Genomic DNA, 26,630 nt, shown 5'->3' with positions numbered 1-26,630 from the left:
CTGTTAGGGAGGTTAACATATACAAAACGATGATGTTCACGGCGAAAGGGGATAACAAAAGATGAATGTAACACAACGCAAATGGTTGGGAGCATCGGCAGTACTACTTGTCCTAACAAGTATGCTTTCTGCATGCTCGAACGGCTCCAAGGAAACGACGTCGGCAAGCTCATCCGCAACAGCGGCAACAAGCAGCGCAAGTAAAGAGCCAGTTACGCTGAAGATCGAGGTGTTCGATCGTGGCAATGCGCCGGCTGGCGCAGGTCCGGTGGATAATAACTTTTGGACGCAGTGGATTCAGAAAAATTTTGGCGACCCAAACAACATCAAGCTGCAATTCATTCCGGTTCCCCGCAATCAAGAGGTGGATAAACTTAACGTGCTGATGGCTTCCGGCGACGCACCGGATATGGTGTTCACGTACGACCAGCCTACGATCAACAATTATGTCAAAAACGGAGGGCTCACCGACCTTGGCAAGCTGATCGACGATAATGGACCGAACCTGAAGAAGTTTCTCGGTCAGGATGTGTTAAACTACGGCATATTCAGCGGCAAGCAGTATACGATTCCGGCGAAGCGACCGCTGCAATTCACGCAATCCTCTTATATCCGCAAGGATTGGCTGGACAAGCTGGGCATGCCGGTTCCAAAGACGACGGATGAATTTTACAAAACAATGAAAGCGTTTAAAGAGAAGGATCCGGGGCAGACGGGCGGCAAAGTGATTCCTTATGATTTCAGCGCGATGAACGGCACGAACATTACGACGGCGGGACTGTTAATCAGTTCTTTTGTGAAGAAAATCTCGGAAGAGGATTTCTACGCTGTGCCTGAGCTGCTGAAGCCGGGGTACAAAGAAGGCGTGCAATTCTTGAACAAAATGAACCAAGAGGGCCTCATCAATCCCGATTTTGCTTTGGATAAAGACGGAAAAACATTCGAGAAAGATGTTGCGAACGGCCTGGTCGGAGCCTTCACGGCATTAGCTGCTCATCCAAATCTGATGGGCAACGGCGGCGTGCTCGACACGCTCAAAAAGAATGTTCCAGGTGCGGAATTCGTCGCGATGGATCCGTTCACGAATGAAGAAGGCAAGCATCCGAAGGGGATTTACGATCCGATCGGCGCCTACATCATCGTTCCGAAAACGAGCAAGCATGCGGCGGAAGTCGTGAAGTATCTGGACTGGATGTCGAAACCGGACGTGCTCTTCACGTTGCAGAACGGCATCGAAGGCCAGCACTACACGCTGGAGAACGGCTTTCCGAAAGCGATTACGACAGATGAAGCGAAGAAAACGTTCTACAATAACACTGACATTGCTATGATCAGCAACGGCAAAGACTTCGGTTCCAAGGATAAGAATATCGATGCTGCTGCTATTCAATTCCCGAACTACAAAGAGTTGGCGAAGCAAACGATCATCAATGCGTTAAATGACGGCTATACAAACCCGCGCTTCGATCGTCCGATTGATGCTGAGATTAAGAACGCCAAAACGCTGTCGGACAAAGCACAGGAAGCCGTTGTTAAGAGCGTCTTGGCGAAGCCGGAAGAGTTCAGCAAAACATTCGACGCAATCACAGCCGAATATTTGAAAATCGGTGGACAGGCCATGATCGATGAGAAACGGGCAGCTTATAAGGATATGAAGAAGAAATAACTAGGTTTGCATACGGGGGAGATGGAAGCACGTTCTGACCGAACGCCGTCTCCCTCTTTAGTTCAAGAGGAGGGAGATGTCTCGATGCTAAAAAAGATACTTTCTAGTCTGCTCTCAGTGTTGATTTTATTTTCAATTGTATCTACGAGACCAGTTGTGACTGTATATGCACAGGAAGATGTAGGGGGAGGAAACTTAGGATTTGAATCTAATTTTGATGAGTGGAAAGTAAATGGTAATGTAACGATACAAGCTACGGGAGGAAAAAGCGGTAACTATGCGTTAATGAAATCCGGCTCTTCTTTAAGCAAGACGGTCAAAGGGATTCCCCAGGGAAGCTATACGGTAAGCATGTGGGTAAAAGGTGCAACTAGCAGCAACTCCGCTAAAGTAACGATGAAAGATACAGGGGGCCCTGATTCCGTACTTAAAGTGGATACCTTCTTAGACGCGAGCACATGGCGGCAAATTGCTCATAGAAATGTACTGGTCTATAACGGGCAAATGACGATTAATATTGATGCAGGAACGTCAAGCGGGCTGCAGATTGATGAGGTTACAATAACGCTAGATTCAAATGATAACAATCCGGTGAAAAACTGGGATTTTGAAGGGGGACTTCAAAACTGGGTCACCAAAGGTGGAGTTAATCTTGACACAGCAAATGCCGATACAGGTGTAAATGCAGTTAAACTGGCGGATCATTCTGAAGTAAGTCAAAAAGTGTCTGTAAAGCCTAATACAGATTATATTGCGACTGTTCGCATGAAAGTAGATCAGCAAGACACGTACAAAACAACCAAACAGTACGACCTAACCAATACATCTGTTTTGGGTCTATTGGTTGAGAGGGTAACGCTGGGCAATCGCGTTAATCTTGGTGTTAGAGGCTTGGATGGAGTTGTTCTGCGTCAGGCTCCTGCCAGTACTGAAGGGTATGCATTGGTCACAATCGCGTTTCACACTGGCGTAAATCAAACTGAGGTTGAGTTGTACGCAAACACCATATTTGATCAAAACTATATCAATTCTGTCACCGTGCATGAAAATAAAGATACAGACCATCCTTTTCCAAATGGGTGGCAAAGACCCAAATATGATGAAATGGACAATACTCACCCGGCAGATGGATGGACTTCAAATGGCAGCCAGTTTGCTTATGTTGATAATCTGAATGTGTTCGAAGTATCCAATGATTACATTAAAGGGGCAGACATGACTTTTCTTCAGGCAATGGAGGATGCTGGAGGAAAATATTTTGCAAATGGTGTGCAGCAGGATGCATTGAGGATTCTTTCCAACCATGGCGTGAATTCCATATTGACTACGCTATGGGTCAAGGCTGGAAATCCAGTTTATGACTGGATCACTTTAACGCCATTAAAAACAGCAACCACAGGTTATGATGGAGAAACGGTTACCGGACGTCAAACGATACCAGGATATTTCGATAAAAAACATAGTGTTGCGATTGGCAAACGCGCTAACGAATTAAATATGACATATACACCGAGTTTCCACTATAGCGATACATGGATTAGTGCGGCTAAAGCACATATCCCGTATGAATGGATTGAAAAAGATTACAATGGGAAGCTGTCGAACCCTGATATTCAGATGCTTGAAACGGCAGTGTATAACTATGTGCATGATACCCTTTCTGAGATGAAGTCTCAAGGTGTCAATGTTATCTCTGTGAAGAATGGAAATGAACAGGATGGCGGACTATTATTCCCGGTAGCCATGGGTTCAAATTATACGCAGCATGCAGCAATCATAACCGCTTCTTCACGTGCGGTAAAAGAAATTTATCCTAGTGCAATCAACACGATACACACAAATACCGGATACGATCCTGCGCAAATCTCAGGCTTTTTCCAGGCTTTTGCTAATCGCGGAGCTGAATATGACGGGATGGCTTTCTCACTCTATGGCGGGCGTGAAGTTACGGGCCAATTTGGCATGATGAATACCGCCATGCAGAATAGTGCCACAAAATACTATGATTATATTAATGTAGAAACGGGATTCTCATTCACGACTTCTTCTCAGATTGTTGACACGGAGAGTACCTTGGGGTTGTCACAATATTATAGCGCTAGTCCAAATGGGCAGTACAATTACCTGCTGGATTATATGCAGGCGCCTCTTGATTTACCTAATCCTTATGGCACAACAAGAGGATTCTACTATTGGAACACGGAGTCATTAGCGATCTATGGAGCTGGCGCTAAGGCAGGAGAAGGTCCAGGACCTAGCAAGCGTGGCATGTTTAACAATGGCGCAGAAAGCATTAAAGAAATGGGCAGTACGCAGGTCGGTAAATCAGGCGATATGATGGATAGTATGTATGCCTACCTGATCAGGGGACATGTTAAGAAATCATCGGATACCGTCTATAGCCCATTGCGATACAACGGAGTCAATTATGATGTAGGTGAGGCTACCAGCTTAACATTTATGAATAATAACTTGACCCTTAGTGTAGGCAAGGTCAGCCGTTTGCAGCCTACAATTGCGCCAATGGATAAGTTGCTTACTGATTATAAAATTCGTTACAGTTCTAATAACCCTAGTGTGGCTGAAGTATCTAACGCTGGTCTTGTTACAGGAAGATCTGCTGGAACAGCCGTCATCACTGCAACAATTGGAACAGTCACTACAACAGTGAATGTGACGGTTACTGATACGGTTGCGACAAGCGGAATTTCGATTACCTATGACATTATAAGAGCCGGAATCAGCGTTGGCTCAGGGACAATAACGCCAGGAAGTACAATTAATGCCAAACCTTTTGATAAGATGAAGTTTAAAAGTGCGGTTTCGGGTACGCCCACCAATAAAGCAGTGGTATATACAGTATCCGATCCCAAGATTGCATGGTGGTATGGAGATACTTGGCAGACCGATGACAAAACAATTCGTACACTTTCGGATAAGCTTTCAACGGCCAATTATGAACCAGTTGTACAGCTTAATCCGATTAAAGGCGGAACAGCTGCGATCACTGTTGCATCAGCAGACGGAGCAAGCAGTGTGAACTTCAATGTGGCCGTCACTCAAACAAATGTTACCGGTATATCCATTAATGGTGGAAATCGTTCTGTTCTCGCTGGTAAGAGCTTGCAACTAACTGCTGCTATAACCCCAAGTGACGCATCCTTTTACAAGGTGAACTGGAGCAGTGATAACGAAAGTATTGCGAAAGTGGATTCGACAGGATGGATTACGGCCATTAAACCTGGCAGCACAACAATTAGAGTCATATCTGATTCCAATCCTGCAATAACGGCATCCATAACGCTAACTGTTACTGATGTACTCGTTGAAAAACTACTGCTCTCAAGTAGCAAGATAGGGTTGCCTGTTGGAAGCAGCAAGGCACTCGTCTATTTAGCACTTCCAGATAATGCAGTGAATAAGGCCGCTATATGGAGTATTAAATCAGGGGATGAGGGGACTATCACTGTAAATCAAAATGGTGTAGTGACGGGGCTGAAGACTGGTACTGGAACCGTTTTTGTTACTTCGGCTGATGGCAGTCATGTGACCGCAGAATGTATTGTACAAGTGGTAGAAGGATCGATAGCTTCAACGAGTATGAAGTTATCCAAAAATGAAGTATGGGTTAAATCCAATTATTTTTCACCCGATTCAACTGTAAAGGGTGATAGCAAGCCTGCAAATAAGCTGGAAGCGATATTTACACCAGAGGAAGCCACGAATACTGGCGTCATTTGGTCCTCTAACAATGATGCGGTGGCATCTGTAGATGCAAATGGCATTATTACAGCACATAAGACAGGTGTAGCCGTGATTACTGCGACATCTATAGATGGCGGTTTTACGGATAAAGCGACCATCTATGTCCCTCAAATCAGTGAGGATTGGGAAAACTACAGTTTAGGCACCAAAGGTGGCTTTACAGATGGCAACACGTTTACTTACCAAGTAGTGGACGCGTCTGGCAATAAAAAACTTCAGGCATCTGTAGCTAGTAAAGCTGGCAGTAGCACTTCACTAAGCCGTAGAACCTTCACTCCGGTAAGTGACGATCTAGTGGTTGTTGATTTTGACTGGAATGTAGGTTCCTTTACAGCAGATAACCGTTACAGAGGCGGACATATTTCAATTGAAGATACAAACGGAAATACGTATTTGGCATTAGCCACATACCCGGCACCAACTGCAGGGGCCAATTCTGGGATCTATCCTGAAATGACGTATTACTATAATAAAACATACAATTCGACGGCATTTCCCGCAAAAAATGGAACCGTAAATGGAGATTTTAACTACATCCATGGTGGCTTCACAGGGACCAGCGGGACTGTCGGGAGTTATGCAGATACGAAAGATGTAGGTATAGGCTTTAAAGGAGCAAACAAAGATTACAATGTAAGAGTAAATCTGGATTTTAAAAACAAAAAGATCAGCTTTACAGTGACAGATAAGAGTAGCCCAAGCATCACATCCACAGTTACCAATTTAGCCATGGATCCCAGGATTAGTTATTCAAATGGCTTCGGTGCAATTGCCTTTTCACATTATTTCAACTCCGTTGCATCATGGACTACGGCGATAGATAATTTGTCCGTTTATCCGACAACAATTCAGCCAGAGAAGATTGAATATAAAGTGGATGCTATTAATGTGAATGCGAGTCAAGGAATTAAGCTGGTACCCGTAAAAGATGCTTTGAGTTCTACCGCGAAGATTAATGCGCGTGTAACTCCAACCGATGCCAATCAGAATATGGTATTTACGCCGCTAGGTGATTTAGTGGGGGTTGTGACTGTAGATGCAAATGGGAACATAACTGTAAATCCAGCTGCATTGGTCAACTATGGGAATTATGAAGCCATTCAAAGTGTTAGTGGTTATGTCCGAGTATCCTCTGTCAGTACACCTAGCGTATACACCGATGTGCAAGTTACTGTAGGTAGTCCAAATGCATCTGAAATTCTCCAGGTATATGTTGACGGCAAGGAGTATCTCCTACCTGTGACATTGGCTGCAAATGCAACTTCAAAGTTAACCTTCGCTGCTTCTGGTGGGGACGGGGTATCAGATATTTACGCGTATAACTGGAAAGTAACTTATGGTAATGCCCAAATTGATGCAAATGGTCGATTATCCGCATCTGCACCTGGAAAAGTCATCGTTACATTTACAATTGATGTATTCCGGAAGCAAGAGGTTCGAACGCTAGAATTTAATATTAAAGACCTAACAACACATCAGGTTACTTATGACATAAACGGTGGTTCGGGAGCAATGCCAGTTGAGATAGCTAAAGCAGCAGGCGATACGTTTGCTGCAGCAGAAGTTGCTGGCGTAACTGCACCACAAGGTAAACGTTTCAAAGAATGGAATACGAATCGAGACGGAAATGGTACGGCATATACCGCGGGCGCGGAAGTGACCATGCCGGCTGACAATCTGACGCTTTATGCGATTTGGGAAGCGGTGAGCGTCATCGGTCTACCTTCCGTTCCTCAGAATGTGAGCGTAACGGCAGCAAGTGCGAGTTCGATCGTTGTGGGGTGGAATCCTGCCAAAGATGCTGTCAGCTACAATGTGTATCGTTCGGATTCGGAGAATGGCACGTATACGAAACGAAATGCTTCGCTTGTGACAACGGCGGCTTATACAGACAATGGGCTATCTGCATCAACGACCTACTACTACAAGGTGTTGGCTGTTAATGCTGCGGGTGAATCGGCGCAATCTGCTGCGGTATCTGCGACGACAAGTGCTGCTCCGCCAGTTAATACAACGGCTTATTCTTTAACCGGACCAAGCGCTGTGAATGTTGATCAGTCCTTCCAATTAACATACGGTTTGTCCAATGTAACTGAAAGTGTTTATGCTAAATCGGTCACTGTGAATTACGATCCTGCTGTACTGGAGTTTGTGGATATGAGCTCCTTATTAAATGGCTTTATGGTTGTAGGAAGCACGACAGCCCCAGGTAGTGTGAAAATCGTAGAAGCGAACACCGGATCTACAAGTCCAGTGACGGGTACGCTGGATCTACTTGCACTTACCTTCAAGGCGCTTGCCCCATCGGTAAGTACGAACGTGTATATGACAGGTATCGTGCTGGGAGATCAGTTCGGCAATGAAGTGACCGTGGCAAGCGGTAGCGGAACTGGTCATTGGCTGACAGTTGCCATAACTGTTCATGTCAACAAATCTACTCTCGCTTCGATGGTCGCTGATGTGAATTCGGTTGTAGCTGGGGCCAAAGTGCTAAACGCTGCATCACCGCGTTATGGTTACTACCCTCAAAGCGCGATAGATGCGATTAAAGCTGCGCTAACTGCAGCGAATACAGTTCTAGCTCTAGACTCAGCAACACAAGTCCAAGTTGATGCTGCTGCTGCGACGCTTACGCAGGCTTTGACACTGTTCCGAGCAACTGCGAGTCAGTCGGCTGGTGTTGGCGATTTGGCCATAATTGCTGCAAACTATCATGCGAACAGCAGCCATGCGAATTGGCAAGTGCTCCGGCTTTATGATCTAAACAATGACGGGAAGTTGGATCTCTACGACCTTGTCTCCATGGCTCAACGAATTCTGAACTAATACTTTTGCGGTTAGATGGGAGATGACGTTGTCATCTCCCATCCATCGCAACATGGGGGAATATAAGGATGAAACGGTTTTTACAATGGTTAGGTATGACATCGTTACTACTAATTTCACTAGTTCCATTTTCAGCCGCAGCACAAGAAGGAAGCAACTTTCAATTGGTTCCTTCTACGGCAAGTGTGAAAGCTGGCGAAAGCGTAACGTTTACAGTCGCGGGTAAATCACTCGCGGACGTTTATGGCGCAGAGTTTGAATTTTTCTATGACCCAGCGAAACTGAAGTACACCGGTGTAAGAGGCCTCGGAACAGATGAGTTTGTGATGGCGCCGACCTTAGACGGCAATAAGATTGAACTTGTCTATACACGAACGAAACCTGTGGCAGGGCTGACCGGGGATCGCAATTTATTCACAGTAACCTTTCAGTCAGTAGGGACAGGTGCTGCTGCGGTTAGCATTACTCCTACAACTGTTCTAAACAGTCAGAGCCAGCTTATGTCTGGTATCTCGGGTGGTTCCGCCAACGTGTCAATAACCTCCGGTGACAGCACGAGCACTTCGTTACCAAACGGAGGAAGTACGAGTACTCCACCACCCAGTAACCCAGCCACACCGTCAACACCCCCGGCGCCTGTGCCTGGCGTAGTCTCGGTCGAAGCAACGCTGTCAGGTAAAGGCGTCGTCAACATCGACGTCGACTCAAAGGTTTTGCTGGCAGCGGCGGTATCCTCGCTGAATAAAACTGTACTGATTCAACTCGGCAATACTGCTGGAACGAAGGCATTGAGCGTTACGCTGCCTGCCGGAGCGTGGAATCAAGCAGGAGCTGCAACAGGCAAAGTAAAATCAATCACCTTTGAAACAGGAATCGCGAATGTCTCAATTGATACCAAGCTAATCGAAAAATCGCCTGCTGTCGGCTTAAATTCGAAGCTTCAGTTAACGGTCGCGAAAGTTGAACCAACGACTCTCCCGGCAGATATTAGACAAACGACTGGCTCACAGACTGTATATGATTTTAGCCTGAGTCTCGATGGGCAGAAGATCACCAAATTTAATGGAGAAATTAAAGTTGAACTCCCGTATACGCTCGCTCCTGGAGAGAAGCCGAATCAGGTAGTCATTTACTATCTCGCAGATGACGGTACGCTAGAGGTTGTTAAAAATGGGCGCTACAATGCCTCAACAGGCATGGTGGAATTTAAACCGAAGCACTTTAGCAAGTATACGGCAAATTATGCGTCGATTGCCTTCCGAGACATGGATGGAGCAGTATGGGCAAAAGAAGCGGTGCTCGGGCTGGCTGCTCGTGAAGTGATTCAGGGACGCAGCGAGGGGAGCTTTGTGCCTGGCGGAGACGTGACCAGGGCTGAATTCGTACAAATGCTAGCGCAGCTGTTTGATTTGCAAAACACGGCGAAGTCTGCTCCGTTCACCGACGTTACGACTGGCACCTGGTATTATGGCGCCATCGCATCGGCGCAGCAAGCCGGCCTCGTCCAAGGCAAAGCGGACGGGAGCTTCGGCGTGAACGACCGGATCACCCGGGAGGACATGGCGGTGCTGATCTATCGTGCCTGGCAGCTGCTCGGCGCGGGTACGCTGAACAGCGGTGCGGGAATCACAGTGTTCCAGGATCAGAAGCTGACGTCGGATTACGCTAAAGAAGCCGTCGCAGCCTTGCAGTATGAGGGACTTATGAACGGCGTAACCGAGGGCTTCTTTGATCCGAAGGGCGCGTCGACAAGAGCGCAAGCGGCAATGGTACTGTATCGATTGTATCAACGCATGTAATACCTTAGAATTTATAAAATTAGATGTACTTTCTACACCTTGTGTGTGTCGGGCAGATTGGAGAGAGTACCCACTCTATGGACTTTCGGAAATAAGTTAACCAAACGGAAATCGGTTTATTGCAGGAATCGGAATAGGCACTTATAGTGAGAGCAAGCCCTAAACGGCGATCTGAAAAAATGTGGAAGCGTACTCATGCTACACTCGTGTGTGTTATAGTAAGGAAACAACCAAGGCTGCAAACAGGGTGAGCAAACGATGAAAAATAACACGTATATTCGGCGCATGATGTTCTCCTATTTACCGATCCTGTTCCTAACGATTTCGATTCTGATTTCGATCTTCGTAACGGTGATCAATGAACTCAACGTTCGCAATGCGATTCAAGCCAACAAAGTCACGACGGAATATATCAGCAACATGGTCGATAACTCATTAAAAACGATTGATGCCGACGCCCGTAAAGTGATTCAAACGAACACGGACTTGCAAGCGTTTCTCGAAACGCCCTCGGATCGTCTACTTAGCTATACGGCCTCCAAAATTTTAAGCGACATGATGGTCCAGCATAATTTTATCGATTCCGTCTATTTCTACCGAGCTAAAGATAAGTTTGTTCTCGATCAAAGCGCGATTCGGTCGATTGACTTATTTCAGGACCGTGAGGCGATCCAGGAGATCATTCAGCAGCCGTATCCGGTCAATTGGTCGTCTCCGCGGATCAAAAACGGGGACACCAAGATGAATCAAAAGGTGGTCACGCTCGGGCGAAAAATCCCGCTGGATTCAGGCAGTCTGGGGTACATGATCATTAATGTGAATATGGATGCGATGTCCAAATTCGTGGATACGATGATCGACCGTACGGTGACCAATGCGCAGATCTACGATGCGCAGCATCAGCCCTTTTTCTCGGCTGTCAGCCATAGCGAAAAAGACAATAGTGTACTGGCCGAAGTCACCTCGGATTATTCAGGCTGGACGTATCAAACCGGGATAAAAGGGAGCCGGCTGTACAGTATTTTGCTGCACGGTAATACGATCTGGATCGTTGCGGCGCTTGGTGCGATCGCTTTGGCCATCGGTTCTACATTTTATGTGACGCGCCGGAGTTATCGTCCGATTGAGGCGATTCTACACCGGATCGACCGATTCTCTAATTCATTCATGTCGAATGATCTTAAAAATGGGACGAATGAATTTGCCTTCATTGATCACGCGATTGAACGGCTCATTACGAACAATATGGCGTTTCAAGAAAAGCAGGTTGAGCATCTGACGGTTCGCAGGCAGCAGTTTTTGCAGAACCTGTTGAACGGAGAATACGCGGAAGATCAGGAAGTATGGAAGCTGGAAAGCGAACGTTATGCGCTTCGGGAAGACTGCCGATATATCGTGGCGCTGCTCGAGATCGACCATTATGTACAATTTTGCCTAACATATAATCAGAAGGATCAGTCGCTGTTCAAATTTGTGATCAGCTCAGTGGCGGAAGAATTCGCGGAACAGAATGGACAGCAGGTTTTGATGGAGTGGGTGTCGAAGAATCGGCTCGTGCTTCTTTACATCTCTCATGAGGATCAGGATGTCGAACACCATCTGCTGAAATTGGCCGAACAGATCCGCGCTTGGATTGAGGGGCAGTTGGATTTTACCGTGACGTTAGGCGTAGGGACTGTGGCGGAGGACGTGGCGTTAATCCGCCGTTCTTATCAGGAAGCGGGTCAGGCGGTCAACCGTAAAGTGACGCTGGGCACGAATCAAATTATTGATTCCATTGAAAGCGGCGACAGACTGACAGACGAGTGGTTTACGTATCTGCAGCTGATTCAAGCTGTCGTACGGCAGGTTCGCATGACGGAGAATGGCTGGCTAGAGAATTATGCCAGGCTATTCCATGAAATGCGCGTCGGGCAGCTGCCTAGAGAAGAGATCGCAAGACTTCTGGAATACTTCATTTTTCAATTGGAGCGGGAGCTGGACGGCATTCAGCCGGAAATCGATACGTTTTGGAGAAATAATTTGAAGCTAGACATGCTGCATGGCTTGGAAGAAATGGAGACGCTTCAGGAACTGGAATCCCGTTATCGCACGTTGTTGGAGAGCGTGGTAGATCAAATTCAAGACCTTTCGCAAAACCGGAAGCACCATGCCTTGATGAAGGAAATCCGCAGCTATGTGGCGGAGAACTTCACGGATCCGAACCTTTCGCTGACGCTGCTTAGCGATCGCTTCCAAGTGAATTCGAAATACTTGAGCCAATTGTTTAAAGAAGAACTCGGCGAAAATTTCAGCGATGTCTTGATTTCGCTGCGAATGGCGTATGCCCAGAAACTGCTAGTCGAAACGATGGAAACGGTCCAGGATATTTCGGTCAAAGTAGGGTATACGAATTCAATCTCGTTCAGCCGTATTTTCAAGAAGTGCGTCGGCTTATCGCCAGGGCAATACCGGGAGTCGCAGCTTCCGAATAATTGATTAGGAGGACCGCCGTTGCCGGCGGTCTTTTGGTCTATAATCTGCCAGAGGAAATGGAAATGAAAGAACAATTTCCGAACATTCGGGGGACAATCGTGGATGAGGGAAATGAGCTATAATTTAGGATAAGGATTTTGGAGGGGGCGTCAATGCCAGACAGACTTGCTTGATCAGCTTGATCAGCTTCACCAGAGGGCTTTTATATTGGAACGAAAAAACATAGACAACTATCCGCTCGCTTTACATTTCCATATCGGCTATGCGCTGGTGTGGGTGCGCAGTGGAAAGACATGGTACATCCTAGAGGATCGCGTGTTTCCATCGAGCCGAACAGCCTGCTGTTATTTCAAGGGTGGACGATCCACAAGGTCAAAAGACGGAGCCGGACGCCGTATGAGCGCGACATCGCGCACTTTCTCCCGGATTTTGTAACGGATTGGGAAGAAGATGAGACGGCGTCGCTCGCTACGCAGCTTGAGCAGGTTGCGTGCCGTAATATCCGTCTCGGACAATACGAATATTACGGCACGGTTTATGAACGGAACGAAAACCCTTATAAAGTAAACACAATAATATAATAAAGTAGCCCCGCAATATTGTGAAAGAAACCTAGACGCCTTAAATAAAGGATATACTACACTGTTGTCTTATTTGGATGAAAAAGCTGATTATGCATTACATTTATTCGAACAAGCCAAGAAAAGTAGGGGATAAGGACAGATAATGTAATATTTCTAGGGTAATCCCTTCATACATTGGATGCGCCTTCATACGCCGCTCAGCTGCGACTGGAGCTGACGTTCCGTTGAAGCGCAGACGAATCGTGCTGTGCCGAAGGTGAACGCGAAGATTACTGTAGTAATCTACCTTGCTTCGTGTTCACAACGTCAAAAAATTCGACAATACCGGCGAAGATCTCGAGGTCTTGATCTCGATCGGGACCATCGGTCTGATTAAAGCGATCGAATCGTTCTCGCCGAACAAAGGCACGAAGCTCGCCACATTCGCGGCGCGCTGTATCGAGAACGAGATCTTAATGCATTTGCGTTCATTGAAGAAAACACGTAAAGACGTATCCCTGCATGACCCGATCGGAACGGATAAAGAGGGGAACGAAATCACGCTGATCGACATCCTCGGCAGCGAAGCGGACGATGTCGTGGATGCAGTGCAGCTGAAGATCGAGAAGAGCAAGATCTATAAGAACTTGGATATATTGGATGACCGTGAGAAAGAAGTCGTGGTTGGCCGATTCGGGCTCGAACTCGGCGGGGAGGAGCGGACGCAGCGGGAGATCGCGAAGGAGCTGGGGATCAGCCGCAGCTACGTGTCTCGGATAGAGAAAAGGGCGCTCATGAAGTTGTATCATGAGTTTTATAAGGCGAAGCGATAAGAGACGGAGAGATGCCATGATTGCTGAGTCACGGAGACGATGGAGGCATGTGCTTCATACAAATCGCGCGAATGGGCTTGGTTTATCATTGGAGATGTTAAAAAGGTAGGTGCTGCTAGAACGCAGTACCTACCTTTTTGGACTGTAATTGTTTTCATTCTATTGCAAGCTTTGCACATCAGCAGCACTTAAAGGATAAGCGAATATGCTAACTTGGTCGATCAGGCCGTTCATCGTACTAGCGGAATTGACGCCTACGGTCAACGGAAACGCATTTGAAATATTTCCTCCCGTAAGTGCAGTGTTTTGGCCGACCAAAACGGAATCGACGTATAGCTTAAGACCCGAAGCTCGATCAGCAACAGCCACGACATGATGCCATTGCCCGTCTGCAAAGGTCGCTGTGGATTGAACCGCATCACTGGTACTCCCATAATCCAACAAAAATCGAATCGTATTGTTTGTTTCAAATCGTAACCAATACGCCGCGTTGGTATCACCTTTATTCACAATGTATTTAACGGTTCCCGGTATACTCGTCTTCACCCAGGCGGAAATGGAGAAATTTCCTGTGGTTCCGAAATCAAAATCATTACTGAAGGGATCTCCCAACGTGGCATAATCGCCATTTCCGTCAAAGCTTAAAGCACCGCCAAACATACCGTTTGTACTCCGGACGGCATTCGTAATAGTTCCATGATAACCGTTTAAGGTAGAATCGAGCACGGTACTCCCTGTGGTTTCATCGAACTTCCAATATCCGCTCAACCCGTATAAATGTCCTATTTCCGTAGCATTTAAAGCGTAGTTGTAAAGTCGTACTTCATCAATGGAACCATTCATTGTGTTTGCAGAGCTGTTGCCAAGCGTCAATGGCAGGGAGTTGGAGATGGACCCGCTCGTAGGGTTGGTATCTTGACCTACTAATACTCCGTCCACGTAAAGCTTAAGACCTGTTGCTCTATCGGCTACACCAACAACATGATGCCATTGTCCGTCTGTGAAGGTAGCTGTCGATTGAGCGGAATCGAAGGTGCTGCCGTAGTCGAGAAGAAATTTAATCGTATTGTTGGCCTCAAAACGTAACCAGTACGAAGCGTTCGTGTCTCCTTTATTCAGAATGTACTTTGTTGTGCCCGTTACACTGGTTTTCACCCAAGCGGAAACCGAGAAGCTTTGTGAGGTTCCGAAATTAAACGCACCGCTGGAGGGATTGCCTAAGTTCACATAGTCGCCACTGCCGTTAAAGTTTAAAGCGCTGCCGAATTTGCCGTTCGAGTTTCGTGTCGCATTTACAATGGTTCCGGGATATAGACCGGTCGCGGAATCCACAACAGTAGTTCCTGAGGTTTCATCTAATTGCCAGTTGCCGACCATCGACTTATTCCACCAAATTCTCGAGACGATGGCCCGATTCGGAACGAGGGATCTCCATTCGTTGCTTGTCACGATGCTCAATTCTGGTGTAACTGCAGTGGTTCCAAAATTGCCTAATTGTGCACGGTTATCCGTGATCGACATCACGATTTGTTCCGTGTTTTTTTTGAGCCGAAGCGTAACCGGATCGACTTCGGCCATCCACAAAGGAGCCCGATATCTAAGTATATCGGTGTTGGAAGCGTCTTGACGAGTATAAACCAGATAGAGTGTATTCGGTTGTGTCACCCAATGCATCTGCGTATTCATACTTCCGGTTACAGCGGTTCCGTCCTCCCATTGTAAGGGCACCGCAGACTGCCAGGTCAAGCCGTCACTGCTTTTGGCCAACCTGTTCTGAATATCATCGCGAAGGGTCATAAAGTATTCGTTATTGTATTTGGTAAGGGAGGTTTCAATGCCGGAACGATTCCCGTTGCCTCCTGTATCGGGGACCGATGTACCTTGGCTGATGTAGGATAGCGCAGTCCCGTTAAAGGAGGCTTTAACAACCTTTACATTGCCTGTTCCGTCCAATAAATTGATTGGCCAAAGAATATCACCTGAACCATCGCCTACTTCATAAGGATAAACGCTGCCGGTATGGCCGTAAACATTAGGCCAGTCGAATAAATACCAGTCGCTGCTCCAAGTTGAACTGGCAGGATCATATACCGCATAAGCGGGGTAATTATGTTTCTTGTTGAAATTAAGGTCGTACGATTGGGCCATGCCGTAAAGGATGATCTTTCCTGTTTTTTCGTGATAAACGGGTACGGGATCAATTAACATCCCCTGGTAGCCATCAGGCAGTGTCTTCCATTGATATTGTGGGATGGTTGTAAGGGAGGACCAAGTCTCCCCAAGATCTGTACTGAACGTATAGGCGATATCATAGAAAACGTCAGACAAATTGGTAGGGCTTTCATTTTTATCTTTGGATACGGTGCACATGATTTGTGGACTAGCACCGTTAGGTATGGTTGCGCACCGCAAGTGAGTCCACCAAAAGTTATTTGAACCGTCATTTTGATAAACTACCTTTTCATCAAGTGTATAAGAAGGTGGCGAAGAAGCATGAGCAACAGATGAATTTACAACGATGAAACACCCAAGCATCAAGGTAAATATTAAAGTAAAACTGAGGCTATACAGAAGTATTCTTTGCATTTCTTTCATCATAAAGTCTCCTCTCAACATTCAACTGCCATGAATCCCAGTATTCGGTAAGCGCATTCAAAAATAGGTCCCCATGATTCTCCTCCCCTATCGGATTTAAAAGCTTGATCTTATCCTATCACTATGAATGCTGTACGATAACGGATGAAATTTAGATTTAGTGGACTAAATAAAGGAATATGCTGCTGATTTTACACCCTGTCATCCACGACAAAAGAACGTCTCCAATTTTGTGAAGATTGTATTAGATACCTCTAATGATTGTGTTACGGACCTCAGATGCTTCTTTTATATAATGAATAGCGGAGCCACCGTGTTTGGTGAAATTGAGCATCGAGGGGGAAAGCGTAATGAAAATTACATCAGTTAAATGTATCCTTGTCAGCGCTCCGTACGCAAATAAAGGGGATGCAGAGCGGGAAATTTGCCTGAAAACGGGATATCGTCCCACAGCCTTTCTGAAAGTGGAAACCGATGCAGGCATTTACGGTTTAGGTGAAACCTACGCGGGCACTTATGCGCCCGAAGCAGTCAGAGGGATCGCAGAACAGATGGAACACGATCTAATTGGACAAAATCCGATGTCCGTCCTTGAGATGTCCGATCGAATGCGGGTTGCTAATTACTACCTGGGTCGGATGGGATTAACACAATGCGTGATCGGCGGCATCGAAATGGCGCTTTGGGATCTCAAAGGCAAGGCGCTTGGCGTTCCTGTGTACGAATTGCTCGGGGGTAAGGTGCATAATGAAATAATGGCGTATGCGAGCGGTGGTAATAATAAGCCGATGGACGAGCTTAAACAAGAAATGCATGACTATGCGAAACAAGGATTCCGGGCGGTGAAAATTCGCATCAACCTGCTCCCGGATATCGACGCGATTGAAGAGAAGGTAGCTGTATGCCGTGAAGCGCTTGGACCATATATCGGAGTGGCTGTTGATGCCGCACAAGGCTTGGCGAAATATCCATGGTCTGTCAAAAAGGCCATTGAGATTGCAAAGCGTATTGAGAAATACAACCTACTGTGGATTGAAGAGCCGGCAGAGGTAACAAACTATGAAGGATTTGCGGAAATTCGGCGCAACGTCAGCATTCCGGTTGCAGGAGGGGAGACGGTAACGAGCTTGGTAGAAGCTGAATCTTATTTGAAAGCCAATTCGCTCGACCTGTTTCAGCCGGATGCGGCCGTTATCGGGGGATTGAGCGTGTTCCGCCGTGTGGCGCAAATGTGTGAACGCAAGTCCATTCCAATTGCCGTTCATGCATGGTGTGGAGGCGTAGGCATCATGGGGAATTTCCACGCGGCGTTCGCTTCTAGGAACTGTACGATTCTGGAGCTTTCCAGTGTGCCGAATCCCCTGCGTGAGGAAATGATGGTTGAGCCTTTGAAAATGGTGAATGGATACATACAGGTTCCATCGACCCCTGGGTTGGGCGTACACTTGCCAGATGGACTGGAAGAGAAATATCCATACCTTCCAGGTTCCGTATATCGAGTTCCGCTGACGGTTTCTTAATAGGGAGATGAACGAATAAACGATGAAACCTCACGTCCTAGTGGCAGTCAATGGATTTACGGAAAAACACATGGAGCGTATCCAGCAAGTCGTGTCTGGTTGGGCAACGTTGGAGCAAATTAACGAAGAAACCTCGGAATCTGTTTACCGTGAAAAGATAGGAAGGTCTCACATCGTGGTTGGTTGGCCCAAAGCGGAATGGCTTGCAGGAAGCCCGGTTCGGCTTGTCCAATTAGGAAGTGTTGGTTATGACGCTTTCTTGGGCAGTACGACGCAAGATCATGCCTCGTTTACACTTTGTAACGCTAGCGGTGTCATGTCGGTTGCAGTGGCAGAACATTTAATTGCTATGATGTTCGCACTGACACGACGTATTTCACATCATATACGCGATATGCATGAACATAAATGGCGTCGTCAATTCGAATATGAAGAGGTGTTTGGCAGCACGGCATGCATTGTCGGCGTTGGCGACATAGGGACAGAAATCGCGCGACGTCTGCGCGCTCTGGGCGTTCGCACGATTGGCGTGCGACGTGAAATCGGAGAGTTGCATCCTTACATGGATGACATGTACCCGATCTCTCGAATGAACGAAGCTTTAGCCCAAGCTGATCATGTGATCCTGATTTTACCAGGCAACGCATCAACTGAGAAATTGTTTAACTATAACATGTTCGCTTCAATGAAGAATGGAGCCTATTTCTATAATCTGGCCCGCGGAAGTATTGTCGACGAGAATGTTCTTCATGCGGCATTGACTAGCGGTAGGCTGAAGGGAGCGGGGCTTGATGTCTTTGAGATAGAGCCGCTTCCGCAGGGAAGTCCGTTATGGGAATTGGATAATGTGATTATTTCACCGCATGCTGGAGGACGCTCGGTGAAAGAATTCGATCGGTTCTGCCAGTTGCTCTTGAACAATCTGATGAATTACCGTGACGGAAAATCGTTTCTCAATCAAGTCAATTATAAAAGGGAAAGTTAGCCATGGCCCTATACGAGGTGAAATGTCATGATAAATACTATCCAATATGCGACAATTGCCAAATCCTCCGCCCATAACCCAAGGAACGATACGGCCTCCATTGCTGAGCTGAAAGACGGCACATTGTTAGCGGTTTGGCACAAGTATGACGGTACATTTGGAAGCGATTTCGATCTATGCCGCATTTATGCCAAAACCTCCATGGATGGCGGAATAACCTGGGGACGCGAGCGGATGCTGATCGATGTCCATCCGGGAGATCATAATGTCCAGGCTCCGGGTCTTTGTCTTCTTCCGAACGGAACGTTAATACTCCATTGTTTAAGGGGCCATCAGGGGGGAGCCAGCTCCACGATGGAAGTCCATGCCTCGAAGGATGGAGGCGAAACGTGGGAACTGTTGACACACATTTGGGAACGTTCGGGGGGCCAATGGCTGCAAGGCGGCGCGAATCACCTCAATCGGTTGTCCAGTGGCCGATTGCTGCTTCCCTTCCACTTCGGCACGGGCCATCAAGGCGGTCAGCATAATGAGATCGGATGCTACTATAGCGATGATGACGGATTTACGTGGACGCGTGCCGCAGGCACCGTAGATCTGCCTATGCGTGGCGCGATGGAATCCTCCGTTGCTGAAATGAGCGGCGGACGTCTTCTGATGTCCATCAGATCTCAATTGGGCTCCGTGTTTATGTGCCATTCAACAGATGGGGGCAACACGTGGAGCTTACCGCAAACAAGCGGTTTGAAATCGCCGGAATCCTGCACGTGCTTACGGCGGATTCCCGGGACCGATGCCCTGTTTCTGTTATGGAACGATAGCCAGTACGAACCCGGTAAGCATCATTTTGGCCGACGCACACCTTTAAGTGCAGCGATTTCTAAGGATGGCGGGGAATCATGGCGAAGGCTGGGGAATATTGCGGAGGGGCCGAATGAATATACGAATCTGAATTGTATGTTCACGAAATCGGGTAAAGCGATTATTACGTATATGCAGGTTGAGGATCCGGCCTTTCAGGAGCTGGAAATGGATCCGCCCTTCAAACGAACGGGGATCGATTTAATGGCGGCTGTGTTAGACACCGAAAGAATGGTGTAAGTAAGGCAACTATCGTCGAAAGACGGTAGTTGTTTTTTCATACTTAGCAAGGTAACATCTAGGTAAGGAGATACAGTCTTCTCTATTTGTAAGCGCTTATAGCAGGGGGGAGGATTCCGATGTTCAAGGTGTTAATCGCTGACGATGAGGCGTTTATTCGGGAAAGAGTCGTCAATAACATGCCGTGGGAAGAAATTGGATTTGAAGTGGCGGGGTGCGCTTCAGATGGCGAAATAGCGTTACAAATGGCGCGGGAAAGTCATCCGGATGTCATTTTGACGGATATCTTAATGCCGAATATGACCGGACTTGAGCTTGCACAGTGTTTGAAAGGTGAATTTCCGCATATCAAGGTCGCGCTGATGAGCGCTTATGATGATTTTCAATATGCGAAGGAAGCGATCCGTTTTGGGGTGAAAGGCTATCTGCTTAAGCCAATCATTCGTGATGAATTCATCGAGCTGTTCCAAGGTGTCGCTAATGATTTGAAGCAAGAGGCCGGGAGGTCGACTTCTTCCGTTAATCCTTTGGCTGTAAAGACGAATGGAGATCGCAATGCTTACGTTGCTGTTGCTAAGCAATATATTGCAGAGAACTATACGGAGCGAATCAAGCTTGAAGACGTCGCAGAGCGGCTGCACGTCAATTCGAACTACTTCAGCACGTTGTTCAAGCGGGAAACGGGAAAAAATTTTATCGATTACCTGAACGAAGTTAGAATCAAGGAGTCGATGAATCTGCTGCTGCACACGGATTACAAAGTTTTTGAAATTTCGATGAGTGTCGGTTACGGCAACTTTTCGTATTTCAACAAAATATTCAAACGATTAAGCGGTGTAACGCCGCAAGCCTATAGAGAATCGGGCGGCTCGGCCTATCGGTTCAAGGAAGATACGTAATGAAGCGCAAAGAGATCAGGTTGAATCGTTTTTTGCTGCTGTTCTCCCTTACGATCGTTTCGCTAATGCTCATCATTATCGGCAATGTGCTCTACGTGCGAACGGTACATTATATTGACGAGAAGACCGATATGATGCAAGCGATGAAGTTAAATCAAACAGCCGCGGATGTGCGCAAGCAATTCGAAGATATTTACCAAACCATCGATAGTTTGCGGAATAACACAGTGTTAATTCAATCGCTGGACAAACTAGAGCGGCCAAACGCAAAATCGTATGAAAAGGTGAACCTATCTCAAAATATAGAGTCCTCCCTATTTAATTTGAATAAAGGAAATGAGCTGATCAGTGGCATTACGATTTGGACAAAGGGAGGCCAGTACAGTTCAAATGCCAAATATTCCTCTTATTATTTTGAAGGCAATCAATTGACGCTGGCCAGCCTGGAGAATCAGATCACGTTTGTCTCCTTAAACCAGACATATCAAGTATTCGGTTTGACACCCTTGGAGATTCAAGAGGATGCACTGAGAAATCTACTGGATACGTGGAACAAATCGAGTTATTTTATGTGTCCGATCAAAGGTCCAGAGGGAACACTCGGAATCCTCACGATCAATTTAAATATTGGCTCGTTTAACCATATCCTCCCATATGGCGAATCGCTGGCGGTTGTGGATGCGAAGGATCAGGTGTTGTTTAAGGGAATCGAAGTAACGCAAGCAATCAATGAACTGTTGAAAAGTGCGGGAAATACGCAGCAAATGGATGGCATTTCATTCTCGGGCAAACGTTATTTCTTTCGAGATATCGGATTTCATGACATCCGCATCGCGTTGGCCGAAACGGAATCGGGGTTTCATAAAAGGCAATTTCTGGCGCTTGGGGGATATGCGCTCATTATTTTAGGCGGCAGCGCACTGCTTACTTTTTTTCTATCGTATGTGATCGGCCGCAAAATTTTGTTCCCCTTGCACAGTTTGATCAGTTGGATCGGCAGGCAGCGCAGCTTGGAGGAAAGATGGCAACCTATAGATGTTGTGCGGCATAGCTACAAAAGATTCACGATGCGAGACCGTTTATTTGTCTATTTCTTAATTACGATCTTGCTGCCAATCTGTCTTTTTGTAACGGGGTTTTATGTGCAATCGTCCAAAATCATTACGCAGGAATTGGAACAAACTTTCTATACGTTGTTTGATAAGACAGCTCACCGGGTAGAGTTATTTGCCGATCAAAAAGAGTCTGCCATGACCCGTTTGGCTTATGACGCTTTCGTTGCATCCTACGTGGATCAACCGTCCGATAATCTTCAACAACATATGGATCAACTCATTTTTGACAGTTTTTTGCCCGTTCTCAGCGAGGATGCCATCGGTATCTACAATATCAATAATCAATTGATCTACAGCAATCGCTATAAGCATGCCAACCAAATCGATCCGATTTTCTTCGAACACATGCTTGCTAGCCGAAAGCCTATTTTTTATTGGCTTCCATCGACAGATACAGCCTCATCTACGGTAAGTTTGGGCATCGGCATCGTCGATATTAATCGTTATTCCAGCCCGATTGCTTATATGAAAACAGATATCAACGGTGTTTTCTTTACGAATCTGTATGCCGATCTGAACGGTAATGGCAGTGAAGCGTTCATCGTGGATGAGAATGGCCGCATAATCTCCCATCCGGATATGGGAAGAATCGCGCAGAAAGCCGACATTCCAGCCTCATTGTATCAATCGGAGGGGACTCGAATCCGCACCGATAGCGCCATTTATTTTTCTAAGAAAATTGCCGCTTTACCTTGGTATGTGATTTCAAAGTACGATGCTTCGGCGATCAGGGATCAAGTGATACGTTTATTTTTCGATGACATTTATTTGTTGGTCATTCTTTTATTGCTGATCCTCCTATTTTCCTATCTGATGTCACAGTATTTAGTGCAACCGCTAGCTTCCATTCAAAACCGTTATCTAAACATTGATCTCGAGCATGTTGATCAATTGACGCTCCACAGAAGCTTTGCAATCGATGAAGTTGAACAGTTGCGAGTCTCTTTCAACCATATGCTGGAGAGAATTAACGGGCTCGTACAGGATACACTCCAGGCAAATGAAGAAAGGCTGACCCTTGAATTTGAGAAAAAGGAGCTGCACATCGAGGCGCTGCAGGCACAAATTAATCCCCATTTCCTGTACAATACATTGGAAAATATCATCTATATGATTGAAAAGGGAGAGCGTCATTTGGCCGTAGATATGATCGGATTACTAAGTCGTCTGTTTCGATACGCCATGGGGAAAGACAGCCCGCTGACGACGCTTAGAGATGAGATGGTCTACTGCCAGTCCTATTCGAAGATCATGAGTTACCGGTATAAGAACAGAATTCATTTCGAGTGGCAGATGGACGAATCGCTGAACGCGTGTATCGTGAATAAGATGATCCTCCAGCCCATTATTGAGAATGCCATTAGGCATACCCTTAAGATGAACAACAACGAAATTAAGATTTGGGTCAGTTGCAGGAAAAATGTTCATCAGCTTGAGGTGGTCGTAACGGATAACGGTCCAGGCATTGAGCCCCAAAAGTTGGATGAAATCCGACTTCGCTTGGACAATAGAGAGCGAGGAAATGTAGGGTTATACAATGTCAATAGTCGAATCAAGCTCCATTTCGGCGATGCCTATGGCTTATCGATCGATAGTGCTGGTGTTGGAACGACGGTGACAATCCGGCTTCCGTACGAGCACGTTAATCCTATGGAAGCGTCCTCACATGTGTGAGATTCGTATTATAAACCCCTGACGATTGTGTTACGGATCTCAGGGGCTTCCTATTTATAATGAAGAGGTAAGGCAAACGATAAGCGTAGGGGGAAGGATATGAAAAGTAAAAAAGTAAGCGCTGCCGCACTTGGTTTGGCCGTGATCTTGACGGCTTCAGGATGCTCGGGGGAGAAGGCAGCGAGTGACGCGAAGCCTACACAGGCTTCAGACAAGCCGGCGGATACCTCGAAAACGCTGGAAATCAGTTGGGTTGGCCAAGGGGCAAGAGGCAAGATTGAAGACAACAACAAGGTTCAACAGATGATTGAAAAGAAATTCAATGTGAAATTGAAAAATCGGAAGCTGGATGTCAACAACAAGGAACAAAAAAATCTAATGGTTGCGTCGGGAGAATTGCCGGATATCGCCTTCATGGATTCCCCGGAAAAGCTATATTCGGATGCTGTGACCCGCAGCATATCTAAGGATATGATCACGAAGTACGCACCCAATTACGCCAAAGTATTAAACGACCTGCCAACGGGATGGAAAGTGAATCAAGTCCCCGGTAAGCAGGGTGAATATTATGCCCTTACCGGCTATAAACAAGATTGGGATAATCTCACTTGGGGTCAGGTGTACCGACTGGATTGGATGGAGAAACTCGGATTTAAACCTAAAGATGACATCATTCCTGTGGCTACTTCCGGCGGTGCCGAACGAATTTTCTTTTCCAAGCAAGCGTTTACGCTAGAGGAAGAGCAGAAAATGTTCGAAGCGTTTGCCAACAATGATCCTGACGGTAACGGTAAAAAGGATACGTACGGTTTGCTTCTGAACAACAGCGATGCTTCCTGGGCTTTAAATACGGAAGCGGGGGCGTTTGGCTTTGGTTGGGATTATAATCTTGAGGAAAACGGAAAAGTAGTCGGTTATGCGATCTCCCAAAACTATAAAGAGTTTCTAACCTATATGGCCTCTCTGAATAAAAAGGGGTATATCGATCCGGAATTCACTACCTTAAACCGCGCTAAAAGCTGGGAAAAGTTCGCTGCCGGGAAATACGGCGCAGCGCAGGTGCAAGTACAAGCTGCGGGCATGGTGCCTTTTACGTTCAATCGTCCGCCCGGAAATCTCGTCCTGAAGGATCCGACTGCGAAATTCCTGTTCACCCCGCCGCCGATCGGTCCTAAAGGTCAGCAGGGTTCGGCTGCCTACACGCCTGTAGACGGACTTGGCTACGCAATGGTCATTAAAAAGGACGTCTCGGATGAAAAATTAGCGCGTATTCTTCAGATCTTTGATTATTTGAACTTGGATAAAGACGGGCTCATGCTCTCCGCGTTCGGTGAAGAAGGCAAAGATTATACATGGGAAGCTGAGCCTTATAAGTCGGCTGTCATTCCTAAACAGACAGCGGAAGCCGATCGCGAAAAAGACGGGATAGGTTACTATAATTTACCGATCCAATTAGGAAATGTGAATGCGTATTACAGCAATGCGGCTGTTTCGAAATTGACCGATCTCTATTTCGGTGTTGAAGCAGGCAGGAACATTGCCTATCGGCCGTTTAAGTGGGATTATTTCAATCAAACCAAATACAACGAACTGAATACCAAATATGCTGCGAAATTAAAAACGATAACGGATGAATTCTTGTTTAAGGCTATTACAGGCGAGCTTAACGTCGATTCTGCCTGGGATGCCTACGTGAAAAATTGGCGCAGCAGCGGCGGTGATGAACTTCTTGCCGAACTGGAAAAAGCGCCGAAAGTCGCCGATCTCCGCAAGAAGTAACGTTAGGTAAAGCGAATATGCACTAAAGTGGGGTAGATTTGTCAGTGGCAAATCTACCCGCTTGCTGGAAAGGCGGTAGAAAGATGGCAATCTCAGTTGAAACTCCCATCATGAAAGCGAAATCAGACCGAGCTCTGAAGTGGAAAAAAGCCAAAAAAATGAAAATGTTATATGTGCTTTTACTTTTGCCTGTGATTCATCTCGCAATTTTTCATTATGCGCCGATGTATGGCGTTATCATTGCTTTTAAGGATTTTAAAGCGGGGCTTGGCATTTGGGACAGTCCTTGGAACAATTTCGAACATTTTAAAAATATGTTTCACGATTTTGTATTTATACGAGCACTTCGAAATACGGTCATCATCAGCGTGCTGCGGCTTGTGGTAGGCTTTACGTTCCCGATTATCTTTGCGCTGCTGATCAACGAAATCATGCACAATAAATTCAAGAGAACCGTGCAAAGTATCTCGTACTTACCCCATTTTATGTCGTGGGTCATTATTGCCAGCATGGTCGTAGAGGTCTTCTCGCCACAGCGGGGGATTGTCAATTACCTCATTACGTTATTCGGCGGCACACCGATCAATTTTTTATCCAGTAAAACTTTTTTCGTTCCTCTTCTATTGATTTCCGATGCCTGGAAAGAGGTGGGCTGGGCGTCGATTCTATATCTGGCTTCGATATCTTCAATTTCACCGGAGATTTATGAAGCGGCAGAATCAGATGGGGCTAACCGTTTTCACAAAATGATTTATATTACACTGCCATCGCTTATTCCTGTGATCACGATTCTATTTCTACTTCGTTTGGGTCACATCTTGTCCGGCGGGTTTGATCAAATCCTTAATTTGTATAGTCCGTTGGTCTATGAAGTTGGAGATATCGTGGATACCTATGTGTATCGCGCGGGTCTCGTCGAATTTCGATTGGATTATTCCGCTGCAGTCGGACTGTTCAAAAACCTGGTGGGGGTTGTTCTTCTCGTCACAGTGAATCAGATTGTACGCAAATTCAACGACTATGGGGTGTGGTGAA

At 46.4% G+C, this 26,630-nt stretch carries 14 protein-coding genes; 13 read left to right on the top strand and 1 reads right to left on the bottom strand.

Annotated elements, in window-relative coordinates; genetic code table 11:
* The first annotated feature begins 61 nt into the window (after nt 1–61).
* The 6 genes from EJQ19_RS08985 to sigK all read left to right on the top strand — a co-directional run bounded on the left by EJQ19_RS08985 (nt 62) and on the right by sigK (nt 13,927).
* On the top strand, nt 62–1,666 hold the full coding sequence (locus EJQ19_RS08985) for an extracellular solute-binding protein (protein WP_126140865.1): 1,605 nt from the start codon (nt 62–64) through the stop codon (nt 1,664–1,666).
* Between the two features lie 84 nt (nt 1,667–1,750).
* Nucleotides 1,751–8,257, top strand: a complete 6,507-nt coding sequence (locus EJQ19_RS08980; protein ID WP_164716410.1) for a glycosyl hydrolase 53 family protein — start codon at nt 1,751–1,753, stop codon at nt 8,255–8,257.
* 164 nt (nt 8,258–8,421) lie between these two features.
* A complete protein-coding gene (locus EJQ19_RS08975; RefSeq protein ID WP_164716409.1) occupies nt 8,422–10,056 on the top strand; it encodes an S-layer homology domain-containing protein in 1,635 nt (544 codons plus the stop codon).
* 258 nt (nt 10,057–10,314) lie between these two features.
* The gene (locus EJQ19_RS08970; RefSeq protein ID WP_126140862.1) at nt 10,315–12,534 is read left to right on the top strand and encodes a helix-turn-helix domain-containing protein; all 2,220 of its coding nucleotides are present in this window, start codon (nt 10,315–10,317) and stop codon (nt 12,532–12,534) included.
* A gap of 290 nt (nt 12,535–12,824) precedes the next feature.
* Nucleotides 12,825–13,112 carry a hypothetical protein gene (locus EJQ19_RS08965; protein ID WP_126140861.1) on the top strand — a complete coding sequence of 96 codons (288 nt, stop codon included), beginning with the start codon at nt 12,825–12,827 and terminating at the stop codon, nt 13,110–13,112.
* A gap of 290 nt (nt 13,113–13,402) precedes the next feature.
* Nucleotides 13,403–13,927: an RNA polymerase sporulation sigma factor SigK gene (sigK, locus tag EJQ19_RS08960; protein ID WP_126140860.1), complete on the top strand. Its 525-nt coding sequence runs from the start codon at nt 13,403–13,405 to the stop codon at nt 13,925–13,927.
* Nucleotides 13,928–14,086: 159 nt separating this feature from the next.
* Here the strand turns inward: sigK and EJQ19_RS08955 are convergent, their stop codons facing one another.
* The gene (locus tag EJQ19_RS08955; RefSeq protein WP_164716407.1) at nt 14,087–16,522 is read right to left on the bottom strand and encodes a sialidase family protein; all 2,436 of its coding nucleotides are present in this window, start codon (nt 16,520–16,522) and stop codon (nt 14,087–14,089) included.
* 350 nt (nt 16,523–16,872) lie between these two features.
* Here EJQ19_RS08955 and EJQ19_RS08950 point away from each other — a divergent pair, with 350 nt between their 5' ends.
* The 7 genes from EJQ19_RS08950 (at nt 16,873) to EJQ19_RS08920 (ending at nt 26,629) form a co-directional block, all read left to right on the top strand.
* Nucleotides 16,873–18,042, top strand: a complete 1,170-nt coding sequence (locus EJQ19_RS08950; protein ID WP_126140858.1) for a mandelate racemase/muconate lactonizing enzyme family protein — start codon at nt 16,873–16,875, stop codon at nt 18,040–18,042.
* 22 nt (nt 18,043–18,064) lie between these two features.
* Nucleotides 18,065–19,027, top strand: coding sequence for a D-2-hydroxyacid dehydrogenase (locus tag EJQ19_RS08945; protein ID WP_126140857.1), 963 nt, complete (start codon nt 18,065–18,067; stop codon nt 19,025–19,027).
* 27 nt (nt 19,028–19,054) lie between these two features.
* Nucleotides 19,055–20,128 carry a sialidase family protein gene (locus EJQ19_RS08940; RefSeq protein ID WP_126140856.1) on the top strand — a complete coding sequence of 358 codons (1,074 nt, stop codon included), beginning with the start codon at nt 19,055–19,057 and terminating at the stop codon, nt 20,126–20,128.
* A gap of 119 nt (nt 20,129–20,247) precedes the next feature.
* Nucleotides 20,248–21,027: a response regulator transcription factor gene (locus EJQ19_RS08935; protein ID WP_126140855.1), complete on the top strand. Its 780-nt coding sequence runs from the start codon at nt 20,248–20,250 to the stop codon at nt 21,025–21,027.
* Complete coding sequence (locus EJQ19_RS08930; protein ID WP_126140854.1) at nt 21,027–23,816, top strand: sensor histidine kinase; 2,790 nt, start codon at nt 21,027–21,029, stop codon at nt 23,814–23,816. The genes EJQ19_RS08935 and EJQ19_RS08930 overlap by 1 nt, the downstream gene beginning before the upstream one ends.
* Before the next feature lie 99 nt (nt 23,817–23,915).
* The gene (locus EJQ19_RS08925) at nt 23,916–25,595 is read left to right on the top strand and encodes a type 2 periplasmic-binding domain-containing protein (protein ID WP_126140853.1); all 1,680 of its coding nucleotides are present in this window, start codon (nt 23,916–23,918) and stop codon (nt 25,593–25,595) included.
* Nucleotides 25,596–25,678: 83 nt separating this feature from the next.
* Entirely contained in the window at nt 25,679–26,629 is a 951-nt protein-coding gene (locus EJQ19_RS08920; protein ID WP_126140852.1) for an ABC transporter permease, read from the top strand.
* Nucleotide 26,630 lies beyond the last annotated feature (1 nt).

Source organism: Paenibacillus whitsoniae (assembly GCF_003955665.1).
Lineage (GTDB): Bacteria > Bacillota > Bacilli > Paenibacillales > NBRC-103111 > Paenibacillus_E > Paenibacillus_E whitsoniae.
This window is presented reverse-complemented; position numbering and strand designations above follow the sequence as displayed.